Raw genomic sequence first — 25,287 nt, forward strand, 5'->3', positions numbered from 1 at the left:
CGCGGGCGGAGGGGTCGGTGGGCGGTGTGCTGCGGGCGGCGGACGGGAACCGGTGTGCGGTTCCTCGTATGTATCCACTATCCAGCCAACCAGAAAGTTCCGGAAAGTTCGGTTGCGCGGACGACTACCCTCGGCAGGCATGAGCGAACAGCGCGAAGAGCGCCACCAGCATTTCGAAACCCTTGCCATCCACGCAGGTCAGGAGCCTGATGAGGCGACCGGTGCGGTGGTACCTCCCATCTACCAGGTATCCACGTACAAGCAGGACGGCGTGGGCGGGCTCCGCGGCGGCTACGAGTACAGCCGCAGCGCCAACCCGACCCGTACCGCCCTGGAAGAGAATCTCGCAGCCCTGGACGGCGGCCGCCGCGGTCTCGCCTTCGCCTCCGGCCTCGCCGCCGAGGACTGCCTGCTGCGTACCCTGCTGACCCCGGGCGACCATGTCGTCATCCCCAATGACGCCTACGGCGGCACGTTCCGTCTCATCTCGAAGGTCGTCGAGCGCTGGGGCGTGGAGTGGTCGGTTGCCGACACCTCCGACCCGCAGGCCGTACGCGCCGCACTGCGGCCCCGTACGAAGGCGATCTGGGTGGAGACGCCCAGCAACCCGCTGCTCGGCATCAGCGACATCGCGGCGCTCGCCGGTGTCGCCCGGGACGCCGGGGTCAAGCTCGTCGTCGACAACACCTTCGCCAGCCCCTACCTGCAGCAGCCGCTCGCCCTCGGCGCGGACGTGGTGGTCTACTCCACGACCAAGTACATGGGCGGCCACTCGGACGTGGTCGGCGGCGCCCTGGTCGTCAACGACGACACCCTCGGTGAGGAACTCGCCTACCACCAGAACGCGATGGGCGCGGTCGCCGGCCCGTTCGACGCCTGGCTGGTGATGCGCGGTATCAAGACGCTCGCCGTCCGTATGGACCGGCACAGCGCCAACGCGGAGCGGATCGCGGAGCTGCTGAGCTCCCACAACAAGGTGACCCGCGTCTACTACCCGGGGCTGGCCGAGCACCCGGGCCACGAGGTGGCCACCAAGCAGATGCGGTCCTACGGCGGCATGGTGTCGTTCCGCGTCGCGGGCGGCGAGCAGGCGGCCGTGGAGGTCTGCAACCGGGCCAAGCTGTTCACCCTCGGTGAGTCGCTGGGCGGCGTCGAGTCGCTGATCGAGCACCCGGGGCTGATGACGCACGCCTCGACGGCCGGTTCGCTGCTGGAGGTCCCCGCCGACCTCGTGCGCCTCTCGGTCGGCATCGAGTCCGTCGACGACCTGCTGGCCGACCTCACGCAGGCGTTGGGCTGACAGAACGGGCGCCGGCCCCGCCGTTCACCACCCCTCCACGCGAGGGGTGGTGTGGGCCGGGGCGGTATCCATGGCAGGGCCGCGACGGCCCGGGCCAGGGCCGCCGGGCGCGAGGAGCACGAGCAGTCGGCCGAGGCGCCGTGCTCGCCGGTGATGGGTCACCAGGCTGCGGCTGCGCCTCTCCCCGAGGGCGTGCCGGCACAGGGTGTGCACCTGCTCGGCGGGCAGGCCGAGTTGGGTGGTGGCAGGCAGCAGCCGGGCCGCCGCGCCCGCCGCGAACCGCGCAAACTCCCGGGCGTGGCGGCGCTCCTGCGCCGACCGCCGCTCTCGCACCGCGCCTCCCGGATGACGGACACCCGACTTCCCGGGCTCCTCTGGCACGGCAGTGCGGCCGGCCGGTCAAGAGGCGGGCCGGGCACAGCAGCCCTGCCGGGGCGGCCTCGGCCGGCCCCGGCAGGACGCGAGGTGTGCGGGCGTCAGGACGTCGGGCCGGCCGGCGTCAAGGACGCGGTGATGTCGGAGAGGGAGGCGTTGAACCGTGTCAGGAGCGTGGTGAAGGCGGTGCGCTCCTCCTCGGACCACTGCTCCGTCACCAGGGCCATCAGCGCACGGCGCGAGGTGCGCACCTCGTCCAGACGCGCGCGCCCGCGCTCGGACAGCTGGAGCACCACGGCGCGGCCGTCCTCGGGGTGGGTGGCGCGGCTGACCAGACCGGAGTCGACCAGCGGGGCGACCTGCCGGGTGACCGTCGAGGAGTCGATGCCCATACCGGCGGCCAGGGCCTTGACGCCCATCGGGCCTTCCTGGTCCAGGCGGTTGAGCAGTAGATACGCGGCGCGGTCCATGGAGTTGCGCGCCTGCCCGACGCCGCCGAGCCGGCTCTGTTCTGCGCGGCGGGCGAAGACGGCCACTTGGTGCTGCAGCGCGTCGAGGAGAGCGGGGTCGGTGTGGGTCGTCATGTCCGAAGAGGTGGGCATGGCCGGGAGCTCGCTTCGATGGATGTGCGTATGGATGGAGGACAGAGTACGCGGACCCGGCGCGGAGCGTACCTGCGCTGTCCATTCCGATAACGCCCCGTAGCCCCCGCGCGGCCGTACAGGGCGCGGTCGCCGCACCGCCCGCCACGGACCTGATCGCCATTCGGGCAGAAAAGGCCCCCCGGTGGGCGAACTGCAAGACTGGCGACATGGCCGATCACATGCCGCGTACGCGGCCCGAGAACGCCGCATCCGCGCTCCCCGCCGAGGGTCCGACGGCCGCGATCACGGTCGATGACATCCGGGCGGCGCACAAGATGCTCTCCGGTGTCTCCCGGGCCACCGCGATGGAGGGCAGCCGCTATCTGTCCGGGCTGATCGGCGCGCCCGTGCACCTCAAGTGCGAGAACCTCCAGCGCACCGGCTCCTTCAAGATCCGCGGCGCGTACGTACGGATCGCCGGGCTCCCGGCGCAGGAGCGGGCGGCCGGTGTGGTGGCCGCGAGCGCGGGCAACCACGCACAGGGGGTGGCGCTCGCGGCGTCCCTGCTGGGGGTGCGCTCGACGGTGTTCATGCCGGTCGGTGCCCCGTTGCCGAAGGTTGCCGCGACCCGTGAATACGGGGCGGAGGTGCGGCTGCAGGGCCATGTGGTGGACGAGACGCTCGCCGCCGCCCAGGACTACGCGCGCGAGACCGGCGCGGTCTTCATCCACCCCTTCGACCACCACGACATCATCGCCGGGCAGGGCACGGTCGGCCTGGAGATCCTCGAACAGTGCCCGGAGGTACGGACCATCGTCGTCGGGGTCGGCGGTGGCGGGCTGGTGGCCGGGATCGCGCTCGCGGTGAAGGCGCTGCGGCCGGATGTGAAGGTCGTCGGGGTGCAGGCGGCGGGTGCGGCCTGCTATCCGCCGTCGCTGGCGGCCGGGCGTCCGGTGGCGATCGAGGGGCTGTCGACGATGGCGGACGGCATCAAGGTCGGGCGGCCCGGCGAGGTGACCTTCGGGATGGTCGAGGAGCTGGTGGACGAGGTCCGTACGGTCACCGAGGACCAGCTCTCCAGTGCGCTGCTGCTGTGCCTGGAGCGGGCGAAGCTGGTGGTGGAGCCGGCCGGGGCGAGCCCGGTGGCGGCGCTGCTCGCCGACCCGGAGTCCTTCGAGGGGCCGGTGGTCGCGGTGCTGTCCGGAGGCAATGTCGATCCGCTGCTGCTGCAGCGCATCCTGCGGCACGGAATGGCCGCCGGCGGACGCTATCTCTCGCTGCGGCTGCGGCTGACGGACCGGCCGGGGGCACTCGCGACGCTGCTGGGGGTGCTGTCGGTGGCCGATGCGAACGTCCTCGATGTGGGCCATGTGCGCACGGATCCGCGGCTCGGGCTGACCGAGGTCGAGGTGGAGCTGCATCTGGAGACCAAGGGGCCGGCGCACTGCGACGAACTGCGCGCGGCGCTGCGCGAGGCGGGGTACGTCGTCGCGGAGTGACGTGTGCGCGGAATATGCAGAAAAGGGATGGGTTTATCGGGCGCCACGGGTATACCGTGGCGCCCCACGCGCGTCAGGGAACGCCTGTTCCCCTCTGCTGGTGCGCGAAAAAAGAGAATGTGTATCGCGATGTATCGCGTTTGGGCGTAGTGTCGCGGCTGCGGGGTGCCGGTGCGTCATGGCGTTCCGTTGCGGACAAATGCCCACAGAGCAGGCATAGTCCGCCAACCGTATATTCGACCTGGAACTGACCCAAGTCATGGGAGTACCCCTATGCCAGGCGCCATTTACGCCGAAGGTCTGGTGAAGACCTTCGGTGACGTGAGGGCACTGGACGGCGTCGACCTCGACGTCCCCGAAGGAACCGTCCTCGGAATGCTCGGCCCCAACGGTGCCGGCAAGACCACCGCCGTACGGGTCCTGACGACCCTGCTCCAGCCCGACCGGGGCAAAGCGGTGGTCGCCGGGATCGATGTACTGGCCCACCCCGACAAAGTGCGGCGCTCGATAGGCCTGTCCGGTCAATTCGCCGCCGTCGACGAGTACTTGACCGGTCGCGAGAACCTGATGATGGTCGGCCAGCTCTACCAGATGAGCGGGCGCGACGCCAAGCGGCGAGCCGCTGAACTGCTGGAACGCTTCCATCTCGGCGACGCCGCGGACCGCACCGCCAAGACCTACTCCGGCGGTATGCGCCGTCGCCTCGACCTCGCGGCCGCGCTGGTCGTCAGCCCGCCCGTGATGTTCATGGACGAGCCGACCACCGGACTGGACCCCCGTAACCGCCAAGGTCTGTGGGACGTCATACAGGAACTGGTCGCCGGCGGCACGACCCTGCTGCTCACCACGCAGTATCTGGAGGAGGCCGACCGCCTGGCCCACGACATCTGCGTCGTCGACCACGGCAAGGTCATCGCCCGCGGCACCTCCGACCAGCTCAAGGCGCGCACCGGCGGCGAGCGCGTCGAGGTCGTCGTGCACGCCCCCGAGCACCTCACCGTCGCCGACGAGGTCCTGCGCCGCTTCGGCAAGGGCGAGGGCACCGTCGAACCGCACATCCGCAAGCTCACGATCCCGGTGACGGGCGGCGCCAAGCTGCTCGCCGAGGTCATCCGCGAACTGGACCACCGCGGTGTGGAGATAGATGACATCGGGCTGCGCCGTCCGACCCTCGACGATGTGTTCATCTCGCTGACCGGCCACGCCGCCGAGACCGCGGACGCCAACGGCGCGGGCGGCGCGGACGCCGGCAAGGGCGGCGGGGGCGGCGGGGGCGGTGTCGGGAGGCAGAAGAAGGGCAGGAGGGCCGGGCCGGACGGGACAGGCGCGGCGGCCGATGCCGTGGACGCGGGTACGACCGACAAGGAGGGCGTGAAGTGACCACGGTGACCGAAGCGGCCGGCGGCGCCCCCGTCAGGACCCCGCAGCCGCGCGGCGGATTCAGCCGCTCCGTACGCGACTCCCTGGTGGTCGCCAAGCGCAATCTGATCCGGATGATGCGCATCCCCGAAGTGGTGATCTTCGGACTCATCCAGCCGATCATGTTCGTGGTGCTGTTCACGTACGTCTTCGGCGGTTCCATCAACATCCCCGGCGCCCCGGTGGGCGACGCCCAGGCATATCGCGAGTTCCTGATGGCCGGGATCTTCGCGCAGACGGTCACCTTCGCCACGGCGGGGGCCGGTGCGGGTATCGCCGATGACATGCACAAGGGCCTCATCGACCGGTTCCGGTCGCTGCCGATGTCCCGCGGCGCGGTGCTCACCGGCCGGACCCTCGCCGACCTCGTGCAGACCGCGCTGACCCTGGTGGTGCTGGCCGTCGTCGCGCTGCTGATCGGCTGGCGCACCCACGAGAGCCTCGCCGAGGTGCTGGCCGGCTTCGCGCTGCTGCTCCTGCTCGGCTACGCCTTCTCCTGGATCGGCGCGCTCATCGGCCTCTCGGTGCGTACGCCCGAGGCGGCCACCTCGGGCGGCCTGATCTGGCTCTTCCCGCTGACCTTCATCTCGAACGCGTTCGTGCCGGTCAACGGGATGCCCACGTTTCTGCAGCATGTCGCGGAGTGGAACCCGTTCAGCGCGACGGTGGCCGCCGCCCGGGAGCTGTTCGGCAACACCATCGACCGGGTGCCGAAGTCGGTGACCGGCGCCTGGCCGATGGAGCACCCGGTGGTGGCCTCGGTGATCTGGTCCCTGCTGATCATCGCGGTCTTCCGGACGCTGGCCGTCCGCAAGTACCGCTCGGCCGCGGCCTGAGCGGCCCTGGGACACCCTCTCCGCCCACGGCCCACAGCGCCCCAGCGGCGTACGACACGGCGAAGCGGCCCGGAGCATCACGCTCCGGGCCGCTTCGACGTCTGCGGTGTCTCGGACTCAGCCGGTGTACGGCTTGGCGTCGAGGATCTTCACGGTCGCCGTCTTGCCGTTGGGGAGCTCGTACTCCGCCTCGGCGCCGACCTTCTTGCCGTTCACGCCGGTGCCCAGCGGCGACTGGGGGGAGTAGGTCTCGATGTCCGAGCTCGCGTACTCCCGGGAGGCCAGAAGGAACGACAGCGTGTCGTCCGGGTCCCCGTCGAACGCGATGGTGACGACCATGCCGGGAGCGACGACGCCGGTCGCGGCAGGGGCCTCGCCGACCTTCGCGGTCTGCAGCAGCTGGGTGAGCTGGCGGACGCGCAGCTCCTGCTTGCCCTGCTCTTCCTTGGCCGCGTGGTACCCGGCGTTCTCCTTCAGGTCACCTTCCTCGCGGGCCGCCGCGATCTTCTCGGTGATCTCGGCGCGTGCGGGACCAGACAGGTGCTCCAGCTCGGCCCTGAGCTGGTCATACGCCTCCTGGGTCAGCCAGGTGACGTTCTCGCTGGTCTGGGTCACAGGTGCTCCTCGTCGGTACTGGGGATAAATCAAACGCCCTACCAGGAAGGTTTGCGCCTTCACAGGTGGGCGAAACCACGAGCCTAACAATTCCGGCACAAAACGGGGAAGAGGAAATTCACAGCGACCACACAGGAGCGCATCATCCCTGATCAGAGGCGGTCACGACACGCCCCGTGCCGGCCGTGGCCGGTGATGCGGGTGGGGCGGGGCGTGCGGTTGACGTGACCTGTGGGCCTGCGGGCGTGTGGGCCGGGGGCGCGAGCTGTGGTTGGTGGGGCCAGGCGGTCGGCGGTGGCGGTGGTGACGGTGGGTCGGTGGTGACGGTGAGGTCAGCCGGTGCCGGTGCCGGTGCCGGACGCCGTACAGCCGACGAGCACGGCGTTCGTCGCCCGCTTCGTCGTCCGCACCGTGATCTCGGTGTCCACCTGGCCCGAGCGCTGGTCGACGGTGATGTCCTTGCGGCCGACCTCGGAGCCGTCCGCGGCCTGGGAGCGAAGCGTGCACACACCCGTGGTGTCGGTGTCCTTGACGACCTCAAGATGGACCTTGACGGCGTGGTCGGAGACCGCGTCCCAGGCGATCACGCGGCCGCTGAGGTCCTGGCCCGCGATGTACGAGATCCCGGACCAGCCGATCACGCCCAGCAGCGCGGCGCCGAGCACCGCGCCGATGATCTTGAGCTTGCGGTCCGCGCGCTCATCCGCGGAGCGGCCGTAGCGTCCGTCGGGGAGCCCTTCGCGCACCGTGGTCATGATCAGTCCTCCTGGTACGGGGACCTGATCCATGAACCCCCCAGGGGGTCCCCGCCCCTGGGAATACAGCGCCCCTCGCTTCGGTCACTATAGGAGGCATCTTCTCCGGCCCTTCATTGAGGATCGAGTCTTGACTGAGCAGCTGCGATTGATGGCGGTTCACGCCCACCCCGACGACGAGTCGAGCAAGGGTGCGGCCACCATGGCCAAGTACGTGTCCGAGGGGGTGGACGTGCTGGTCGCCACCTGCACAGGCGGTGAGCGAGGATCCATCCTCAACCCCAAGCTCCAGGGCGACCCGTACATCGAGGAGAACATCCACGAGGTACGGAAGAAGGAAATGGACGAGGCCCGGGAGATCCTGGGCGTCAAGCAGGAGTGGCTGGGCTTTGTCGACTCCGGGCTGCCCGAGGGCGACCCGCTGCCGCCGCTGCCCGACGGCTGCTTCGCGTTGCAGGATGCCGAGGCGGCGGCCGAGCCCCTCGTCCGTCTGATCCGGACGTTCAAGCCGCAGGTCATCACGACCTATGACGAGAACGGCGGCTATCCGCACCCGGACCACATCATGACCCACAAGATCACGATGGTGGCCTTCGAGGCGGCCGGCGACCCGGAGAAGTACCCGGAGGCCGGTGAGCCCTGGCAGCCCCAGAAGCTCTACTACAACCAGGGCTTCAACCGCCCCCGTACGGTCGCGCTGCACGAGGCGCTGCTGGAGCGCGGGATGGACTCGCCCTACGGCGAGTGGCTGGAGCGCTGGAAGCAGTTCGAGCAGCGTGAGCGCACGCTGACCACCTATGTCCCGTGCGATGAATACTTCGAGATCCGTGACAAGGCGCTGATCGCCCACGCCACCCAGATCGACCCCGACGGCGGGTGGTTCCGGGTGCCGATGGACATTCAGCGTGAGGTCTGGCCGACGGAGGAGTACGAGCTCGCGAAGTCGCTTGTGGACACTTCCCTCCCCGAGGACGACCTCTTCGCGGGCATCCGCAACAATTGACCCCATGATGAGCGCGACCAGCACCCTCGCCCTGACGCACTTCGTCACCCTTGCCGACAGCTTCGACAAGAACAAGGTGACCCCCGGCGTCCTCGGCTTCATCGTCTTCGCGGTCATCGGCGGCGCCGTGTGGCTGCTGATGAAGTCCATGAACAAGCACATGAAGAAGGTGGACTTCGAGGAGCAGCCGGAGGGCGGCGAGGCAGGCACCACCGCCTCCGCCGCGGCGCCGGCCCCCGAGCCGAAGACCAGCTGAGGGCGGGGGCCGACCGCCCCGCCGTGAGGGCTGCCCCCGCCGCGAGGGCCGCCCCCGCCGCGAGGGCCGCTCGCCCACGAGGCGGGGTGGTCCGTGCGGACCGGGTGGTCCGTGGAGACCAGGCCGTCCGTGCGGACGAGGCGGTCCGTGGAGACCGGGTGGCGGTCGACGGCCGGCCGATGGCCAAGGCCGGCTGACCGGCCCGGCGGCTCGTCGGTCCGAGCGGCCGGCGAGCCGGGCCCGATCGCCCTGGGCATCACCGGCGCACACCGCGGCGGTGAGCCCCGGCGTGCCCGGTGTCGCTTCCGGCCTGCCCTGCCGTCACTCCGTGACGGTCGGTGCGATCAGCACCCCCATGACCTCGCGCGCATGGCGGTTCGGCACCATGCCCAGCCGCCATGCCTGCCACCCCGACTCCGGCTCCACCCCGCGGTCCAGCAGCAGCGCGAACGCCTCCGCGCAGTCCTCCAGCTTGGAATCGCGGGTCGCATGCCTCTCCCGGACCAGCTGCGCCAGCTCCTCCTGGGCGACGGCCGCGCCCACCACGGAACCGCCCGGCGAGGCGAGCGGCAGCAGCGTGCAGCGCAGGAACCGCGCCCAGTCCTCGCCGCGCCGGTCGCCGTAGCCGGCGAAGATCCGCGCCGCCTCGTCGGCCAGCTCCAGCGCCTGCGCCGACCGGCCGTTGCCGGCGTCGATGATCAGCAACTCCAGGCAGGACCACGCCTCCCCGTGCGGCACCCCGATCCGCTGGAAGTCCTTACGGGCGTCCTGCAGCAGCTGCCGGGCGAAGCCGCTGTTGCGCAGCGACCCGGTCTGCTCGGCCCGCAGATCACGGGTGACCCGCCCCGAATGGTGCCGGGCGCAGGCGAGACCGTAGGCGTCCTGCATCCGGCTGAACATCGTCCGTGACCGCTCCAGCTGCCGCAGCGCCGCATCGTGTTCGCCGCGCTCCTCCAGCGCCTGGCCCAGGTAGTACATCGTCCAGGCCTCACCGCGGGCGTCCTCGTGCTGGTGGTGCAGCGGCAGCGCCTGCCGCAGCTGGTCCACCGCGGGTCCCGGATCGCCGTCCACCAGCCGGGCGCGCGCCAGCTGCGTCATCGCCCAGGCCTCACCACGCTCGTCGTGCGTACGGCCGTAGAGCTCCATCGCCGCCTGCAGGGCACGCTCCGCGCCCGGCACATCGCCCCTCCGCAGATGCACCTGGCCGAGCTGGAAGTGCGCCCAGGCCTGGCCGTGCAGGCTCTCGCTCTCCTCGTGGAGCTCCAGCGCCTCACGCAGCATGGTGATGGCCCCGGCGATCTGCGCGCGGTCCCGCTCCACCGCCGCCAGGGCGTGCAGCGTCCACGCCCGGTCGCCGTGCATATCCGCGCCGGACTGCAGCTCCAGCGCCTCCCGGAGCTTGGCCGAGGCCTCGGTGAGATTGCCCTGCTGCTGGAGTGTGATGCCCAGATCGCGCAGCGCACGGGCGGCGCCCGCCGGATGCTGGGCCTCGAAATACAGATCGACCACCGACGACAGGGTCGTCCGCGCCTTGTCCAGCTCGCCGAGCTGCCGGGCCGCGACACCCGTGCGCCACTGCACCGAGCGGACCAGCAGCCCCTGCCCGACGGCCCGGGTCAGCTCGCTCAGCTCGCCCAGCCGGTAGAGATCGCCGCGCAGCAGGCAGTAGTCGGCCAGCGCCCCCAGCAGATGCGAGACCGCCGCCTGGTCCACGCCCTGATCGGCATGGCGCAGCGCGGCGGTGATGAAACTTGTCTCGTCGTCCAGCCACTGCAGGGCCGCGTCCAGGGAGGTGAAGCCGTGCGATCCGAAGCGGTCGGCACGGGTGGACGTACGGCCGTCGACCAGCCGGATCACCGAGTCGGCCAGCTCCGCATAGCCGCGGATCAGCCGCTCCTGGGCCGCGCCGCGCTCGCCGGGCTCCTCCTCGTCCACCAGCCGGTCATGCGCGAAGCGGTGCACCAGGGCATGCAGGCGGTAGCGCTCGCCGCGGACATGCTCGATCAGCCCCGCACGGGCCAGCGTCGTCAGCTGCCGTTCCGCCTCGGCCTGTTCGACGCCCAGCAGCGCCGCCGAGGCCGCCGCCCCCAGGCTGGCCCGGCCCACCAGCGCCAGCCGGCGCAGCAGCCGCCGGGCCGTCTCCGACTGGTCGGAGTAGCGCAGCCACAGCGCACGCTCCACCGGCGACCGCTGCTCATGGGCCGCCAGGTCCGTGGCCAGCGCGGTGGCGGTGCGCGCACCGAGCGAGGAGCCCGCCACCCGCAGCGCCAGCGGCAGCCCCGCGCACAGCTCGGAGATCTCGTCGATCGTCCGTGAGTCGTAGGGGCCCGCCGCGTCCGGGGACTCGTTGCCGCCCGCGGCGGTGGCCCGCAGCAGCTCTTCGGTGCCCGCGGCGTCCAGCGGCCCCACCGGCAGCTGATGCACCCACGCCTGGAGGTCCCCGGGCAGCTCCAGCGGTGTACGGGAGGTGACCAGCACCAGGCTGTCGGACCGCTCCGGAACCAGCGTGCGCACCTGCTCCGGATCCGTGGCGTCATCCAGCAGCACCGTCACCGGAAGGCCGGTCAGATGCTGGTGATACAGCTCGGTGAGCCGCTTGACGTGCTGCTCCTGGGACGGCCGCTCACGGAACAGCAGCTGCTCGCGCGGCGCGCCCAGCCGGTTGAGCAGATGCAGCAGCGCGTCCCGGGTCGGCAGCGGCACCTCACCGGGGGTGTCACTGCGCAGATCCACCACACATGCGCCACGGAACTGATCGCGCAGCTGATGGGTGGCCCGCACGGCCAGCGCCGTCCGGCCCGATCCCGGCTCGCCGTGCAGCACCACCACCGTCGGCTTGGTTTCCGTGCTCGCACGGGCCGCGTGCACCCACTGTGCGATCTGGGTCAGCTCCGCCCGGCGACCGGCGAACGGGCCCTCCGGGCACGGAAGTTGGGCGAACGAATGCTCCAGTACGGATCGCTGGCGGGCCGCCGCGCTGCGGTCCGCGCCGCGCAACTGCGGCCCACGGGTGGTCGTCGAGGCGACCGGCTGGGACGCCGTGCCGCTGCCGCGGGCCGCCGCCGTCAGCATCCGCTGCTGGTCCAGGAACGGCCGGATACCCCGCACCTCCAGTGCCGTCAGCCACTGCAGCCGCAGCTGCTCGGCGCCGCCCGGCTGGCCGCGCTTCCCGGCCTCCTGGTGCGCCGCCGGCCAGTGGCCCGCGGTCAGCTTCAGGACCGTGGCCGCCGCCCCCGCGACCACCACGGCGGCGCCCACGCCCAGCGCCGCGCCCGCGCCCGTGCCGTACGCGAGGTCCGTACCGCAGGCCGCCACCGCCGCCGCGGCCGTCGCCACCGCGGGGGTTCCCAGCTCCTTGCGGGAGAGCCGCCGGCCCAGCGAGGGCTGACCGGCGGCCGCCTCGTCCAGCGCCCGGACATACGCGGTGTACTCCTCGGCGGAGCTGCCCGCCAGCTCCTCCAGCGCCGAGCGCGCCCTGCTGAGCAGCGTGTCCCCGTCGAGCCGCCCGCCCGAGCGCCGCACCTCTTCCTCGATCGCCCTGGTCAACAGCGCTTCCGCTTCCGTCCGGTGGCCGTCGCGCAGCACAGCCAGTGAGCCCGGCATGCCCATCCCCCTCCAGCAGTTCCAGCAGTCTCCGGCGGTGATCGTCGCCGCACGCACAGTGTTCCGCGTCCGCACGAATTCCGGCAGGGCTGTGGACAACTCCCTCCGCTCCCGGATCACCGGCCCCCGTTGGGAGAGGAGGGACCCATGCCGAACCGCCTGGCTCATGAGGCTTCCCCGTATCTGCTCCAGCACGCCGACAACCCGGTCGACTGGTGGCTGTGGTCCGCCGCCGCCTTCGAGGAGGCCCGGCGGCGCGGGGTGCCGGTGCTGCTCAGCGTCGGCTACAGCTCGTGCCACGGGTGCCAGTAGATGAGCACAACCGGGTATTTCTGAACTGGAATGTCCCCAATGGGTGTCGACATGGACACGTACGATGAGCAGCTTGGCAGGGACATAGACGCCTGGGTCGAAGACCAGCCGGCCGCCTCGCCCGAGCGGTACGCCAGCATTCGCCAGCACCTGGAGGGCGACTTGCCCGCCGTCGACCAGGAGGGGTAAGCGTCACCCAGTCCCTCCGCAAGCGTTTGCGCCGCTGGTGCAGGAGAAGACCGTGAGGGCGGCGCTATGTTGCCTGCAGCAGGGGAATGGTGGGACCAGCGCCCTGTAGCGTGGTACTGGTCCAACTGCACGGAGGAGACGTGACCGCACAGCCGGAACACCACGCTGAAGAGCTGATCCCGCGCCCTGAGCGGACCATCACCGCCCTCAAGGCCGCTCTTGCCGTCGTAGCTTCGGACCGTCTGCTGGAGATGCAGACCGAGCAGGCTGAAGCGATCACCAAGGCCATCGACTCCGACACCCTTGATCCTCTCCGGGGGTTCCTCCTGCGGTGGGCGGTCGTGGTCGAGATCGAGCGGCACCCGGAGACAGCCTTGAAGCTGCGCCGGGCCGAGTACCTCATGCAGGTCGCGGAGGATCCCGATGACTCCCGGCGTCATGCCCTCATCGCCGCCGAGATCGTCCGGGCCGCCTACCGGGTGCTGGGAGCATGACGTGGTCCTGGGAGTATCTCCCCAGCGAGGAACAGGTGATTGGCGGAGCTCCGCCGACCTTCGCCGCCGAAGTCGAGAAGAAGGCTGACGAGCTGGTCCGAGCTGCGGAAGCCGTCTACCTCGACGGGACCTCGTATCGGGGCGAGAACCCCAAGAGTAGGACCGCCGACGTCACGGGGGGCATGTTCGAGTACCTGACCGTCGTACGACACGAGCAGATCTACATCGTCCAGGTCACGTACCTGTAGGCCGTGATGAAGATCGTACGCCCGGGGTTCTTCGTTGCTGCCTGCTGCGACGAGGGCGAACCCGGCACGGTGGTGGTCAACAAGGTGCCCGTGGAGGTGGGCGGCCGTGCTCTGCCAACGGACTGCAGAGGGGCTGTACGAGGGTGGACGCGGAGGTGGCGGTGAACTCGCTGAGGGTAGATGTATTGGCCTACGAGGCGCCGTGTGAGCGGTGCTCCTTCTCCTTTTGGTGGGTATTCGCGTTGCTGCCCTCCCACCGGCCACGCGGCGACGAGTTCACCACCACGGACTTTCCCGAAGCGGTTGAGATGGCCCGCAATATCCTCGCAGAGCCGGACAGCGAGATCGGTCTCCGTGAGCAGTTGAGTGACCGGCCGGTGTGGCAGCGCGGACGCAGCTTCAATCCGAACCGCTGTGATGCTTGCGGGCATCAGGCCGACTGGCACGCCTTCGAGGAAGTCCTCGACCAGGCCATGTACGGAGGCTGGATTCACGCTGCTGAAGGCCGCGTGCCCGTGGTTCAGTGGCGAGCGATCAGAGGCGGCGGGCAGGGCGTCCACTGGCCGCATTGCTGACTGCGCCCGCACACCCTCGCCCCTCGTTCACGGTGGAGTCCTCAAGCGGACGTCGTCGGGTGTGCCTGCGAGGCGGCTGCATGATGGGCCTTATCTCCTTCGGGGCACCCCGGTGCTGAGCAGGATGTCCCTCGCTTCACTCAACGCTGCCGAGCCGCACGAGGCCGGCTGGCCGCGCATACGGGCGGCCGCATTGCATCGCTCCGCCCCCGAACGCAGCCGCCCCGCGACAGAGGGCCCGCCGTCAGCACCGTTCGCCGACGCCATCCGGACCGTATCGCCACCCTGGAGCGGTACGCCGAGATTGTCCTCCCGTCGGGAATCGGCTACCCGGTCGCCGTAGTGGCGCGAGGTGAGTTGTATAACGAGCGCACACAGGGAGTGATCACCGTGGGATAGTTGTCGGAAGTGGCGTTGTTGTGTCCAGGTGGGCCAGGTGGGGGAACGTTGGCGCAGTGGATGGAGCAGCTGCTCCAGGCAGTGGACGAGGTGCTGGCCGGTGAGGGCCGTACCGGCGGTCGCGCGGAATCTCCGAGGCACACGCGAGTTGGGGACGTGCACTACCTGGAGGACGGCTGGTACGGGCTGCCCACCTACGCGAGCCGGATCGACCCGGACGACCTTCAGGACATGCGGCTGGCGACCGGGGCTGGGCCCGACGATCGGCGGGGTCGATCGTTCACCGTCCTTGGCTGGCGGGTCGAGTCGGAGAGGGTCCGCCTTCAGGTGGCGGCCCACGCGCCGCGGAGCGGATTGGCGCTGTGGGCGGTGCGGCGCCCGCCCGATTTCCTGCTTCGCTCGCTGCGCGAAGCGCTGGCGGCCCTGCCGGACGCCGGACTCGCCGAGCGGCTGGTCGGCGGTCGGATCGACGCGGTTGCGCCCGCGGATACCTCGGCCTGTAGTGGTGTTCTGAAGGGCGGTCAGGCACAGGCGTACCTGGCCTGTACCTCGCCGGGTCTGCGGCTGGTCTGGGGGCCGCCCGGTACCGGGAAAACGACCGTGCTGACCCGGGCGTTGAGTGACCTGGCCCTACGGGGCAAGCGGGTCCTGCTGGTCTCCGGCACCAACGTGGCGGTGGACAACGCGTTGGAGGGCGTCCTCAAGGAACGCTCTTCGCTCCTGCCCGGCCTGATGGTCCGGGTTGGCTCTCCCGCGCTCCGCCACGTAGCCGAGGACCCGCGGGTTTCGCTGCCCCTACTGGTGCGGGCAAGGGTGGCGGAGGCCGAGCAGGCAGTAGAAGGGATCGCCGAGCAACTCGCGGCCCTGGCAAGCGAACCGGCGCTGACCGAACTGCGTGAGACGGAGACCCGACTCGCTGGCTTCGATCCCGACACGTACGAGCAGGCCAAGACACGTCTTGCCCACGGCGTCCTGGTGGAGCGCCTCGCGGCTGAGCGGGAGGCAGCCGAAGCAGGCGAGGCGGACGCTCGGAGCCGGAGCGAGCATGCCTCCGGCGAGCATCAGAGGGCTCGGGGGCGCTGGGAGAGCTGGGCGCCTCAGCGAGCCCTGCTGGAGCAGGTGGCGCAGTGGCGGACCGAGATCGAGAAGGGGGAGCAGAGTCAGCAGCAGTTGCGGGCCGCGCTGTTCGATGCCGAGGCCGCGCTGGCCGCTCTCGATACGGAGGAACGCGAACTCGACGGGCGGGGCCGCCTGCGGACCAGACGGCGGCGTGGCGAGATCCAGCGCGAACGAGCTGAGCAGACCCAACGCAGAGCTGCCCTCCAACAGCAGGTCGCCCAAGCCGCCAAAGCTTACTCCGCCCACCATGACGTACTCCGTCGGCGCATCGCTCAGGCGCAAGCTGAGGCCCACCCGGTCGATGAGACCGCGCTGCGCCTGCAACGGGCCCTGATCGATTCGACCGCCGTGGCCCAGGCCAAGGTGGACCAAGACCTCACGCTCACTCAGCAGACGGCGCAGGCCGCCAGACACCGCCTGCGGACGGCCCAGCAGGACCACCGTCTCCAGTCTGGGGACGCCGATCTGGTCGCGACCTCCGATCGCGCCGGCCTCCCCCAGCTGGCTGTCCGGCGCCGCGAACTGCAGACCTCCTGTGCCGGACTGCTCTCCAGACAGGGCGGGTTGGAGCGCGAACACGAGCGGCTCGTGCGGGAGCTGGCGCGTCGGCGCTCCCAGGCCGAGCCCGAACTGATCCGCGGGGCGAGCGTGGTGGCCACTACGCTCGCCCGGCTGCGGCTCAACCGGGCCGTTGCCGAAGGGCCTTATGACGTCGTACTGGTTGACGAGGCCGGGGCTGCCTTGCTGCCCGAACTGATCGTCGCGGTCGCCAAGGCCAAGGAGACCGTCGTCCTGTTCGGCGACTTCTGCCAGCTCGGCCCGGTCATGCCCAAGCGTGTGCCGAAGCAGCCGGAGCTAGAGCGGTGGATCCGCATGGACTGCTTCGAGCTGGTGGGCATCCGCACACCCGCCGACGCCCTGTCGCACCCTGGCTGCGCGGCGCTGCTCACCACACACCGGTTCGGACCCGACACCACCGATCTGGTCAACCGGATCGCCTACGGCGGCACACTCCGGTCGGCCCGTCCGGTGAGGGACCGTGCCCTCGACCCGGAGATCATCTTGGTCACCACCGACGGGCTCGGTGAGGGAGACGGCGGAATCGCCGCCGCGCGACGGGTACCGGGCGGAACTGGCCGCTGGTGGGTGGCCGGCAGCCTGCTGGCGACCGCGTTGGCAGAGCGCCACCACGACGAGGGCGAGAGCGTCGGCATCGTCACGCCGTACAAGGTGCAGGCCCAGGTGACGCACGACTGGCTCCAAGACCAAGGCCGCCTCTTCCGTACCCCCGTGGTGGAGGTGGGTACGGCGCACCGCTTCCAGGGCCGGGAGTTCGACGTCGTCATCCTGGACCTGGTGGAGGACGGTGTGCTCCCAGGATGGGCTGCTGCCGGCGACTTCAAGGAAGCGCTGCCCTTCCCCAAGGACGGCGCCCGACTCTTCAACGTGGGTGCGACGCGGGCCCGCCAACGTGTCTACGTGCTCGCCGCCTGGGACGCCTTGGCCAGAGCGGCGAACGGAACGGTACTGGCCCAGTTGCGAGATATGGCTAAGGCCGAACCCGAAGCACTGGTGCGCGGCGTCCGTTCCGATCAACTCCTCGGGCTGCCCGCAGGAGAGTCGCCAGGGCTGAACCCGTTGCAGCAGGAGATTTGGCAGGCATTCGACGGCCATGTCCGGTACACCGCCATCCACGACGAGGACACCTACTTTCCTGACGCCCTCGATGCCATCGACCAGGCCCGCCACAGCATCTGGCTCTGGTCCCCCTGGTACACCAAGCGTATGTGGGAGGTTCTCCCGCGGCTTCACGACGCGCGCCGTCGCGGTGTGCGGATCCACCTCTTCGTCACCAACGAGAGCGACAGCCTGCTGCAGAGCCAGCTGGCGAACCCGGCCACCGCAGCCGACGCCGTGCGTCGGCTGCCTGAGCTCAAGGAGGTGGCCGACACCGTGGTGGAGATCAAGGACATGCACCAGAAGATCCTGGTGATCGACGAGCAGCTTTGCTTCCTCGGCAGCCTGAACACCTTGTCCCACGCACCCGGCGGTCAGGGCCGGCGGGAGATCATGGTTCCGTTCCGGGGACGTCGCTTCGCCCGTCACATCCTTGACCACGAGAACGCCGACCTGCTGCTCCACCCGCCCGTCTGCCCCGACCACGGAGCCCAGGCCGAACTGCGCAAGTACACCATCCCGTCCAAGCAGCGCCCTGCAAGGTCCCGGCAGACAACCAGCCACCCGGCCCAGCGCTACTTCGTCTGGGCTTGTCCCGCGCGCACAACCGCGGTCGGACCCGACGGCACGACCAGCACCGCCGGTTGCAACCGACGGAAGGCTCTGCGCCCTGACGAAGCCGGATACCTGGGACACCAGCCGCCGCTGTAGCGAACCAGCTCGCTCCTACCTCCAGGTTCCACGGTCGGGGGTGGGGTGCTGTGAGAGGCTGGATCGCATGAACCGGTTGGCTGGTGTGACCTCGCCTTATTTGCTTCAGCACGCTGACAATCCGGTCGACTGGTGGCCCTGGTCGGCGGAGGCGTTCGAGGAAGCGCGGCGGCGCGATGTACCCGTTCTGCTATCAGTTGGCTACTCTGCGTGCCACTGGTGCCATGTGATGGCGCACGAAAGCTTCGAGGACCCGGCCACCGCCGCGCAGCTCAACGAGCACTTCGTGGCCGTCAAGGTCGACCGCGAGGAGCGCCCGGACGTCGACGCCGTCTACATGGAGGCCGTGCAGGCCGCCACCGGCCAGGGCGGCTGGCCCATGACCGTCTTTCTCACCCCCGAGGCCGAGCCCTTCTACTTCGGTACGTACTTCCCGCCCGAGCCCCGCCACGGCATGCCGTCCTTCGGGCAGATCCTCGACGGGGTGCGCAACGCCTGGGCCGACCGCCGCGACGAGGTCGGCGAGGTTGCCGGCCGGATCGTCGCGGACCTCGCCGGACGTTCCCTGACCGAGTCGCTGCCCGCGGACCGGCGGCCGCCGCGCCCCGAGGAGCTGCACGGCGCCCTGATGGGGCTGACCCGCGAATTCGACGCGGTGCATGGCGGATTCGGCGGCGCGCCCAAGTTCCCGCCGTCCATGGTGCTGGAATTCCTGCTCCGCCACCACGCGCGCACCGGCTCCGACGCGGCCCTGGAAATGGTGCAGGCGACCTGCGCGGTGATGGCCCGCGGCGGCATCTACGACCAGCTCGGCGGCGGTTTCGCGCGCTACGCGGTGGACGCCACCTGGACCGTGCCGCACTTCGAGAAGATGCTCTACGACAACGCCCTGCTGTGCCGGACCTACGCCCATCTGTGGCGGTCCACCGGCTCGGACCTGGCGCGCCGGATCGCCGTCGAGACCGCCGACTTCATGGTCCGCGAACTCCGTACCGACCAGGGCGGCTTCGCCTCCGCACTGGACGCGGACAGTGATGACGGCACCGGCAAGCACGTCGAGGGCGCCTATTACGTCTGGACCCCCGAGCAGCTGCGCGCCGTACTGGGCGACGAGGACGCGGAGTTCGCCGCCACGTACTTCGGCGTCACCGAGGAGGGCACTTTCGAGGAGGGCGCCTCGGTCCTCCAACTCCCGGGCACCGAAGGGCTGGTGGACGCCGAACGGGTGGCCTCCGTCAAGCAGCGGCTGCTCGCGGCGCGGGACGAGCGGCCGCGCCCCGGCCGTGACGACAAGGTCGTCGCCTCCTGGAACGGGCTGGCCATCGCCGCGCTTGCCGAAACCGGTGCCTACTTTGACCGGCCGGATCTGATCCAGGCCGCCACCGACGCCGCCGACCTGCTGGTCCGCGTCCACATGGACTGGCAGGCCCGGCTGCACCGCACCTCCCGCGACGGCACCCCCGGCGCCAACTCCGGTGTCCTGGAGGACTACGCCGATGTCGCGGAGGGCTTCCTCACCCTGGCCTCGGTCACCGGGGAAGGCGTCTGGGTGGAGTTCGCGGGCTTCTTCCTGGACACCGTGCTGCTCCAGTTCACCACCGAGGACGGCGCGCTCTACGACACCGCGGCCGACGCCGAGGCGCTGATCCGCCGCCCCCAGGACCCGACCGACAACGCGACGCCCTCCGGGTGGACCGCGGCGGCCGGTGCCCTGCTCTCGTATGCGGCGCTCACCGGCAGCGACCTCCACCGGGACGCCGCGGAGCGGGCCCTGGGCATCGTCACCGCGCTCGGCAGCCGGGCCCCGCGCTTCATCGGATGGGGCCTGGCCGTCGCCGAGGCCGCACTGGACGGGCCGCGTGAGGTCGCGGTCGTCGGCCCGCAGGGCGATCCGGCCACCGTCGCGCTGCACCGCGCCGCGCTGCTCGGCACCGCCCCGGGGGCGGTCGTCGCGCTGGGCGCCCCCGGGGCCGACGAGGTGCCGCTCCTCCAGGACCGCCCCCTGGTCGACGGCCAGCCGGCCGCCTACGTCTGCCGCCACTTCACCTGCGAGCGGCCGACGACCGCCCCGGAGGAGCTGACGGAGCGACTCCGGGGATGAGTCCGCAGACCCCCTGGGACGCCCGGCACGGCGGCCGTCCCAGGGGGCCCGCCGCCGGTCCTAGGACCAGCGACGGAATTGCCCCTGACGTGCGCGTCAAGTTCTAGCCTCGGCGCATGACACACCGCACTCACCGCGAAGTCCGCCTGACCGCCCGCCCCCAGCAGGGGCCGGTCACCGATGACCTCTTCGAGATCGTGGAGGTGCCGGTCCCGGAACCCGGACCCGGCCAGGTGCTGGTACGCAACACCGTGATGGGCGTCGCCGCCGTGATGCGCACGCTGATGGACGAGACCCATGTCGTGCCGATGCCCTCCTATGAGATCGGCGAGCCGCTGAACGGACCCGCCGTCGGCGAGGTCGTCGCCGCCCCGGGGACCGACCTCACGCCCGGCGACCTGGTGGAACACCATCTCGGCTGGCGCGAATACGCCCTGCTGGACGCCGACCGGGTACAGCGGCACGACCCCGGCCTGATGCCCGACCCGGCCGCCTACCTCTCCCAGGGGCCCACCGCCTGGATGGGCATCGTGCGCGGCGCCGAAGTACGCCCCGGGGACACGGTCTTCGTCACCGGGGCGGCCGGCGGCGTGGGCTCCCTGGCGGGCCAGATCGCCCGGCTGCGCGGCGCCGCCCGGGTGATCGGCAGCACGGGATCGGAGGAGAAGGCGGACCGGCTGATCAAGGAATTCGGCTATGACGCGGTGGTGATCCGCGGCGCCGGCCCCATCGAGGAGCAGCTGCGGACGGCGGCTCCGGAAGGCATCGACGCGCTCTTCGACAATGTGGGCGGTGAACAGCTGCTGGCCGCCCTCGCCGTCGCCAACCGGGGCGCCCGGCTCGCCCTTGTAGGCGCGCTGTCCAGCCAGCTGTCCGCAGACGGCACGGCCCACACGGTCGAGATCGACACCCTCGCGCTGCTCGCCCGCAGCATCACCCTGCGCGGCGTCGCCCTGTACGACCACATGGATCTGATCCCCGAGTGGAACCAGCGGTTCGGCGAGGGGCTGCGTGACGGCAGCCTCACCTTCCCGCACGCCCGGCTGAACGGCATCGAGGAGGCGCCGCGGGCGCTGCGCGAGCTGACCGAGGGGCGCCATCTGGGCGCCGTACTCGTGGAGTTGTGAGGCGCGACACCGGGACGTCGTGGGGCAGCTGAGGCAACCCGTCACTGTCAGAGGCCGGTTGTAGCCTCCCGGCGTGACGACCTTGCTCGGGAAGCGATCCCTTGTCCAGGAAGCCGCGGCGCTACGGGCCGGTACGGACGACCCCGTCGACGCGGTCAGCCGTTCGTGCGACCGGATCGACGCCGTCGATCCGCGGCTGCGGGCCTTCGTTCCCGAGGACGGGCGGCGGGGGCGGCTCCTGGCGGCGGCGCGACGGGCGGCCGCCGGTGTGCGGGACCCCGCCGGCCGGCCCGTCCTCCATGGCGTCCCCGTGGGCATCAAGGACATCGTGCGGGTCGACGGGCTGCCCACCCGCGCGGGCTCGGCGCTGCCGCCCGAGGTACTCGGCGGCCTGCAGGCCACCGTCGTCGACCGGCTGTGCGCCGCCGGTGCGCTGATCGCGGGCAAGACCGTGACCGCGGAGTTCGCGGTCACGGCCCCGGGCCCGACCCGCAATCCGCACAACCCGGCGCATACGCCCGGCGGTTCGAGCAGCGGTTCGGCGGCCGCGGTCGCCGCCGGGATGGTGCCCCTGGCCATCGGGACGCAGACCGTCGGCTCGATGATCCGGCCCGCCGCGTACTGCGGAGTGGTCGGCTTCAAGCCGAGCTACGGGCGGATTCCGGTCGACGGGGTGATCCCCAACGCCGCGAGTTTCGACACCCTCGGCTGCTACGCCACGGACGTGGCGGCTGTCGCACTGGCGGCATCGGTGCTGGTCGACGGGTGGCGAGGGGGGCACCCCCGGCACGAAGCCGGTCGGAGTGCCGGGGGGAGGGACGCGGCGGGGCGCGGGCCGCGCCCGGTACTGGGCGTGCCGGCCGGCCCCTACCTGGAGCGCGCCGACGACGAGGCACTGCGCGCCTTCGAGGAGCAGCGGGAGCTGCTGCGGTCCGCCGGGTACGCCGTCCACGAGGTGCCGGTGATGGACGACTTCGAGCAGATCGTGGAGCAGCTGTTCACGATGAACCGCTACGAAGTGGCCCGGGCGCACCGGGACTGGTTCGCCCGCTTCGGCGACCGCTATCGCCAGGAGACCACGGCGGCCATCCAGGAGGGACGGACGATCGGGGACGCCGCGTACGAGGCGGCCCGGGTACGCCGCAACGCCTTCCGCGCGAGGCTCGCGGCGGACCGCGCCGCGGCCGGTATCGACCTGTGGATCGCCCCGCCGGCCACCGGTCCCGCGCCCGCCGGCCTCGCCACCACCGGCACCTCGATCATGTGCCTGCCGTGGAGCAACGCCGGGCTGCCGTCCGTCAGCCTGCCCGCGGGGTACGCCGCCAACGGGCTGCCGCTCGGACTCCAACTCATCGGTGGGTCCGGGGCGGACGAAGAACTGCTCCACGGGGCGGCAGGGATCGAGCATGTACTTAACGGGAGTGCGCGGAACGAGCACGTATTCAAGGGGAGTGCGCGGATCGGGGACGCACTCACCGGGAATGCGCGCGACGAGGACGCACTCACCGGGGGCGTGCGGAACGAGGACGTGCCCGGTGAAGGAGTACGGAACAGCGCAGACCGACGGAGCGAGGATTGCCGTCCGGGCCCGGAGCAGGTGGGCTGAGCCAGCGACGAAGGAGGGGGAGATGCGCATCGGGGACGCCGCGGCGGCTGCTGGTATGACACCGCGAGCGCTGCGCTACTACGAGCAGCAGGGGCTGGTGACGGCCCGGCGGACGCCGTCCGGCCATCGGGTGTACGACGACGAGGACATCCGCCGGCTGAGGGCGGTGCGCGAACTGCGGGACGCGGGGCTGACGGTCGGGGATGTGCGGGCCTTCGCCCATCTGCTGCGCACGGTGCCGGCCGACGGGGTGCCGGATCTGCTTCCTCAGGAACCCCGCACGGGCCGCTGTTCGGCCGCGGAGGCGGTGGCCCGGCGCCGGCTCGCCGACCTGGATGCCCGTATCGCGCGGTTGTCGCACCTACGGGCGCGACTCGCGGCGCGCCTGGGCGAACCGGAGGCCGAGGTCACGGAGCCGGCTGAGCCGGACGGCACGGTACGCGCCGGGGCGGACAGCGGCCGGCTCTTCCGGCTGGAGGCCGCGCCGGCCACGGTCACCCCCGCCGTCAGGGGGTGAGACCCGGCCGTCAGGGGGTGACCGTGGCCGTCAGAGGGTGAGGCCCGGCCGTCAGAGCGTGAGACCCCGCGCCAGCACATCCATCGTCTGGTTGATCAGCGCCTCCAGTTCGGCGGTCTGGCCGCCCTCGCCCCAGTTCAGCATCGCCTCCTGGAGCGCGGCCAGGATCGCGGCACTGATCACCCGCAGCTCCAGATCGTCGGCCGGGCGGCCGGTGCGCTCCGCCAGCACGGCGCTGATCAGCGCGGCGTCCCGGGCGGTGTTCTCGGCCGTACGGCCCCGGATGGCGGGTACCTCGCGGATCAGCCGGATGCGCTGGACGAGTTCGCCGCGGTCCTCGGCGGAGATCTCGCGCAGTGCCTCGACCGTGACCCGCCGCATCGACTCGACCATCGGCTCGTCCGTGGGACGGGCCCGGAGCCCGGCCTCCAGCACGGCGTCGTACTCGTCCGTGAGCACGATGTCTTCCTTGGTCGGGAAGTAGCGGAAGACCGTGCTCGGCGAGACATCGGCGGCCTCGGCGATCTGATCGATGGGGGTCGCGTCGTACCCCTGCTCCTCGAAGAGCCGGTAGGCCGCCCGCCGGATCGCCTGCCGGGTCTGGATCTTCTTCCGCTCCCGCAGCCCGACCTTCGGCGTCCCGGGCGGCGTGGTGGCAGAGGTACGTGCGGAGATCATGCGCAGCATTGTCAGGCATCGGGTGTCCCGGAGGCCACGGCCGGGACCGTGCGCATACGGCGCTCGGCACGGGGGTCGGGTGGTTGGGCAGCCGGCCGGCGAACGGATGGCGGCCACGACCGGATTCCGTGCCGCATCGGCGGCCCGCGGGGGGCAGCCCTGTGGTCTCGATCCGGTCGGCACGCGCCCCCCGGCGAGCAGGCTGCCGAGCCGAGGCTTGACTGTCAGTGGGGTGTGTCACGCTGTGGCGTGGGAATGGTCACTGTGAGTGAGGTGCAGGGGGTGGGGAGGTGTTCAGCGGAGGTTCAGGCATGAGACATGGCCGCGGCCAGGAAGGCCGCGGCCATGGGGGCGCAGGGGTTTTGGGGGTGCTGGTCGCTCGGCCGGGGTGCCTCAGGCGTGCGTATAGGCCACCAGGGAGATGCCGACGTAGTGCACCACGAAGGCCGCCAGGGTGAAGGAGTGGAAGACCTCGTGGAAGCCGAACCAGCGGGGTGAGGGGTTGGGGCGCTTGAGCCCGTAGATCACGCCGCCGGCGCTGTAGAGCAGCCCGCCGACGATGACCAGGACGAGGACGGCGACGCCGCCGGTGCGCAGGAAGTCGGGCAGGAAGAAGACGGCGGCCCAGCCCATGGCGATGTAGCAGGGGGTGTAGAGCCAGCGTGGAGCGCCGACCCAGAAGACCCGGAAGATGATCCCGGCCAGTGCGGCCGCCCAGACCGCCCAGAGCAGCGCCTGCCCGCGGGAGCCGGGCATGAGCAGCATCGTCAGCGGCGTATAGGTGCCCGCGATGATCAGAAAGATATTGGCGTGATCGAGGCGGCGCAGTACGCCGTCGGCGCGCGGGCCCCAATTGCCGCGGTGGTAAAGGGCGCTGACTCCGAAGAGCAGGCATGCGGTCAGGGTGTAGATGGCGCAGGCCATGCGGCCGCGGGGGCTGTCGGCGAGGGCGGTGAGTATCACGCCGGAGAGGAGGACGGCGGGGAACATTCCGGCGTGCAGCCAGCCGCGGAGTTTGGGCTTGAGGGGTGCGGTCACGGCGGCGACCGCCGCGATCGCGGGCGGAGCGGAGGGGGGCTGGCTCTCGGCGGCGTCGGGCGCGGAAGTCATGGCGCAATGCTACCTACGCGACCGTAAGTTACGGATTCGTGCCGAAGTGGTGACGGTCACGAAGTCGCCCTCTGGACAGAACTCCGGAACGGTCGGATGATCAAATGAGTGCGGTCGGCACCGGATGAGCGGTCACGAAGCATCCGGGTCGCAGCCCCCAAGGGGTAGACATCTAAAGA

At 70.9% G+C, this 25,287-nt stretch carries 23 protein-coding genes; 16 read left to right on the top strand and 7 right to left on the bottom strand.

The annotated features are described in order from the left end of the window. Positions 1-139: 139 nt before the first annotated feature. Positions 140-1,300, top strand: coding sequence for a cystathionine gamma-synthase (locus AB0C46_RS16255; protein WP_362828456.1), 1,161 nt, complete (start codon positions 140-142; stop codon positions 1,298-1,300). 24 nt (positions 1,301-1,324) lie between these two features. Here the strand turns inward: AB0C46_RS16255 and AB0C46_RS16260 are convergent, their stop codons facing one another. Together AB0C46_RS16260 and AB0C46_RS16265 are read right to left on the bottom strand one after the other, a co-directional pair. Continuing rightward, positions 1,325-1,633 (bottom strand): hypothetical protein, encoded by a 309-nt coding sequence (locus tag AB0C46_RS16260; protein ID WP_362828457.1) that lies wholly within the window; start codon positions 1,631-1,633, stop codon positions 1,325-1,327. A gap of 143 nt (positions 1,634-1,776) precedes the next feature. Beyond that, complete coding sequence (locus AB0C46_RS16265; RefSeq protein ID WP_362828458.1) at positions 1,777-2,277, bottom strand: MarR family transcriptional regulator; 501 nt, start codon at positions 2,275-2,277, stop codon at positions 1,777-1,779. Between the two features lie 209 nt (positions 2,278-2,486). On the opposite strand from AB0C46_RS16265, the gene ilvA reads away from it, so the two are divergent. From ilvA to AB0C46_RS16280, 3 genes are all read left to right on the top strand, one after another. Further along, positions 2,487-3,758, top strand: a complete 1,272-nt coding sequence (ilvA, locus tag AB0C46_RS16270; RefSeq protein ID WP_362828459.1) for a threonine ammonia-lyase — start codon at positions 2,487-2,489, stop codon at positions 3,756-3,758. A 273-nt stretch (positions 3,759-4,031) separates the two neighbouring features. Continuing rightward, positions 4,032-5,138 (top strand): ATP-binding cassette domain-containing protein, encoded by a 1,107-nt coding sequence (locus tag AB0C46_RS16275; RefSeq protein WP_362828460.1) that lies wholly within the window; start codon positions 4,032-4,034, stop codon positions 5,136-5,138. Continuing rightward, entirely contained in the window at positions 5,135-6,013 is an 879-nt protein-coding gene (locus tag AB0C46_RS16280) for an ABC transporter permease (RefSeq protein ID WP_362828461.1), read from the top strand. Before AB0C46_RS16275 ends, AB0C46_RS16280 begins: the two co-directional genes overlap by 4 nt. Before the next feature lie 117 nt (positions 6,014-6,130). Here AB0C46_RS16280 and greA read toward each other — a convergent pair whose 3' ends face one another. Together greA and AB0C46_RS16290 are read right to left on the bottom strand one after the other, a co-directional pair. Beyond that, the gene (gene greA, locus AB0C46_RS16285) at positions 6,131-6,628 is read right to left on the bottom strand and encodes a transcription elongation factor GreA (protein ID WP_362828462.1); all 498 of its coding nucleotides are present in this window, start codon (positions 6,626-6,628) and stop codon (positions 6,131-6,133) included. A 332-nt stretch (positions 6,629-6,960) separates the two neighbouring features. Beyond that, the gene (locus AB0C46_RS16290) at positions 6,961-7,383 is read right to left on the bottom strand and encodes a DUF4307 domain-containing protein (RefSeq protein WP_362828463.1); all 423 of its coding nucleotides are present in this window, start codon (positions 7,381-7,383) and stop codon (positions 6,961-6,963) included. A 130-nt stretch (positions 7,384-7,513) separates the two neighbouring features. On the opposite strand from AB0C46_RS16290, the gene mca reads away from it, so the two are divergent. Next, positions 7,514-8,386, top strand: a complete 873-nt coding sequence (gene mca / locus AB0C46_RS16295; protein ID WP_362828464.1) for a mycothiol conjugate amidase Mca — start codon at positions 7,514-7,516, stop codon at positions 8,384-8,386. 4 nt (positions 8,387-8,390) lie between these two features. Further along, complete coding sequence (locus tag AB0C46_RS16300; RefSeq protein WP_362828465.1) at positions 8,391-8,642, top strand: hypothetical protein; 252 nt, start codon at positions 8,391-8,393, stop codon at positions 8,640-8,642. 321 nt (positions 8,643-8,963) lie between these two features. Here AB0C46_RS16300 and AB0C46_RS16305 read toward each other — a convergent pair whose 3' ends face one another. After that, entirely contained in the window at positions 8,964-12,245 is a 3,282-nt protein-coding gene (locus tag AB0C46_RS16305) for a tetratricopeptide repeat protein (RefSeq protein ID WP_362828466.1), read from the bottom strand. 147 nt (positions 12,246-12,392) lie between these two features. Here AB0C46_RS16305 and AB0C46_RS16310 point away from each other — a divergent pair, with 147 nt between their 5' ends. From AB0C46_RS16310 to AB0C46_RS16355, 10 genes are all read left to right on the top strand, one after another. Next, entirely contained in the window at positions 12,393-12,557 is a 165-nt protein-coding gene (locus tag AB0C46_RS16310) for a DUF255 domain-containing protein (RefSeq protein WP_362828467.1), read from the top strand. Positions 12,558-12,608: 51 nt separating this feature from the next. Beyond that, complete coding sequence (locus AB0C46_RS16315; RefSeq protein ID WP_362828468.1) at positions 12,609-12,746, top strand: hypothetical protein; 138 nt, start codon at positions 12,609-12,611, stop codon at positions 12,744-12,746. A 140-nt stretch (positions 12,747-12,886) separates the two neighbouring features. After that, complete coding sequence (locus AB0C46_RS16320) at positions 12,887-13,240, top strand: hypothetical protein (protein WP_362828469.1); 354 nt, start codon at positions 12,887-12,889, stop codon at positions 13,238-13,240. Further along, positions 13,237-13,488 (top strand): hypothetical protein, encoded by a 252-nt coding sequence (locus tag AB0C46_RS16325; protein WP_362828470.1) that lies wholly within the window; start codon positions 13,237-13,239, stop codon positions 13,486-13,488. The genes AB0C46_RS16320 and AB0C46_RS16325 overlap by 4 nt, the downstream gene beginning before the upstream one ends. A 143-nt stretch (positions 13,489-13,631) precedes the next feature. Beyond that, the gene (locus AB0C46_RS16330) at positions 13,632-14,063 is read left to right on the top strand and encodes a hypothetical protein (protein WP_362828471.1); all 432 of its coding nucleotides are present in this window, start codon (positions 13,632-13,634) and stop codon (positions 14,061-14,063) included. Between the two features lie 447 nt (positions 14,064-14,510). Next, positions 14,511-17,969 carry an AAA domain-containing protein gene (locus tag AB0C46_RS16335; protein ID WP_362828472.1) on the top strand — a complete coding sequence of 1,153 codons (3,459 nt, stop codon included), beginning with the start codon at positions 14,511-14,513 and terminating at the stop codon, positions 17,967-17,969. A 67-nt stretch (positions 17,970-18,036) separates the two neighbouring features. After that, a complete protein-coding gene (locus tag AB0C46_RS16340) occupies positions 18,037-20,070 on the top strand; it encodes a thioredoxin domain-containing protein (RefSeq protein ID WP_362828473.1) in 2,034 nt (677 codons plus the stop codon). Between the two features lie 116 nt (positions 20,071-20,186). After that, positions 20,187-21,197 carry an NADP-dependent oxidoreductase gene (locus AB0C46_RS16345; protein ID WP_362828474.1) on the top strand — a complete coding sequence of 337 codons (1,011 nt, stop codon included), beginning with the start codon at positions 20,187-20,189 and terminating at the stop codon, positions 21,195-21,197. A gap of 73 nt (positions 21,198-21,270) precedes the next feature. Further along, a complete protein-coding gene (locus AB0C46_RS16350; protein WP_362828475.1) occupies positions 21,271-22,803 on the top strand; it encodes an amidase in 1,533 nt (510 codons plus the stop codon). Between the two features lie 22 nt (positions 22,804-22,825). Continuing rightward, positions 22,826-23,320 carry a MerR family transcriptional regulator gene (locus tag AB0C46_RS16355; protein WP_362828476.1) on the top strand — a complete coding sequence of 165 codons (495 nt, stop codon included), beginning with the start codon at positions 22,826-22,828 and terminating at the stop codon, positions 23,318-23,320. Positions 23,321-23,371: 51 nt separating this feature from the next. Here the strand turns inward: AB0C46_RS16355 and AB0C46_RS16360 are convergent, their stop codons facing one another. After that, complete coding sequence (locus AB0C46_RS16360; RefSeq protein ID WP_362828477.1) at positions 23,372-23,998, bottom strand: TetR family transcriptional regulator; 627 nt, start codon at positions 23,996-23,998, stop codon at positions 23,372-23,374. Between the two features lie 393 nt (positions 23,999-24,391). Then, the gene (locus AB0C46_RS16365) at positions 24,392-25,108 is read right to left on the bottom strand and encodes a hemolysin III family protein (protein WP_362828478.1); all 717 of its coding nucleotides are present in this window, start codon (positions 25,106-25,108) and stop codon (positions 24,392-24,394) included. Between the last annotated feature and the right edge of the window lie 179 nt (positions 25,109-25,287).

Source organism: Streptomyces sp. NPDC048637 (assembly GCF_040650675.1).
Taxonomy (GTDB): Bacteria; Actinomycetota; Actinomycetes; order Streptomycetales; family Streptomycetaceae; genus Streptomyces.

Excerpts from the sequence above, each read along its gene's own strand:
- AB0C46_RS16305 (WP_362828466.1), bottom strand. The coding sequence starts at position 12,245 with ATGCCGGGCTCACTGGCTGTGCTGCGCGACGGCCACCGGACGGAAGCG.
- AB0C46_RS16340 (WP_362828473.1), top strand. The coding sequence starts at position 18,037 with ATGAACCGGTTGGCTGGTGTGACCTCGCCTTATTTGCTTCAGCACGCT.
- AB0C46_RS16315 (WP_362828468.1), top strand. The coding sequence starts at position 12,609 with ATGGACACGTACGATGAGCAGCTTGGCAGGGACATAGACGCCTGGGTC.
- AB0C46_RS16345 (WP_362828474.1), top strand. The coding sequence starts at position 20,187 with ATGACACACCGCACTCACCGCGAAGTCCGCCTGACCGCCCGCCCCCAG.
- AB0C46_RS16265 (WP_362828458.1), bottom strand. The coding sequence starts at position 2,277 with ATGCCCACCTCTTCGGACATGACGACCCACACCGACCCCGCTCTCCTC.
- AB0C46_RS16290 (WP_362828463.1), bottom strand. The coding sequence starts at position 7,383 with ATGACCACGGTGCGCGAAGGGCTCCCCGACGGACGCTACGGCCGCTCC.
- AB0C46_RS16355 (WP_362828476.1), top strand. The coding sequence starts at position 22,826 with ATGCGCATCGGGGACGCCGCGGCGGCTGCTGGTATGACACCGCGAGCG.
- AB0C46_RS16300 (WP_362828465.1), top strand. The coding sequence starts at position 8,391 with ATGATGAGCGCGACCAGCACCCTCGCCCTGACGCACTTCGTCACCCTT.
- AB0C46_RS16255 (WP_362828456.1), top strand. The coding sequence starts at position 140 with ATGAGCGAACAGCGCGAAGAGCGCCACCAGCATTTCGAAACCCTTGCC.
- AB0C46_RS16360 (WP_362828477.1), bottom strand. The coding sequence starts at position 23,998 with ATGATCTCCGCACGTACCTCTGCCACCACGCCGCCCGGGACGCCGAAG.
- AB0C46_RS16275 (WP_362828460.1), top strand. The coding sequence starts at position 4,032 with ATGCCAGGCGCCATTTACGCCGAAGGTCTGGTGAAGACCTTCGGTGAC.
- AB0C46_RS16365 (WP_362828478.1), bottom strand. The coding sequence starts at position 25,108 with ATGACTTCCGCGCCCGACGCCGCCGAGAGCCAGCCCCCCTCCGCTCCG.
- ilvA (WP_362828459.1), top strand. The coding sequence starts at position 2,487 with ATGGCCGATCACATGCCGCGTACGCGGCCCGAGAACGCCGCATCCGCG.
- AB0C46_RS16310 (WP_362828467.1), top strand. The coding sequence starts at position 12,393 with ATGCCGAACCGCCTGGCTCATGAGGCTTCCCCGTATCTGCTCCAGCAC.
- AB0C46_RS16325 (WP_362828470.1), top strand. The coding sequence starts at position 13,237 with ATGACGTGGTCCTGGGAGTATCTCCCCAGCGAGGAACAGGTGATTGGC.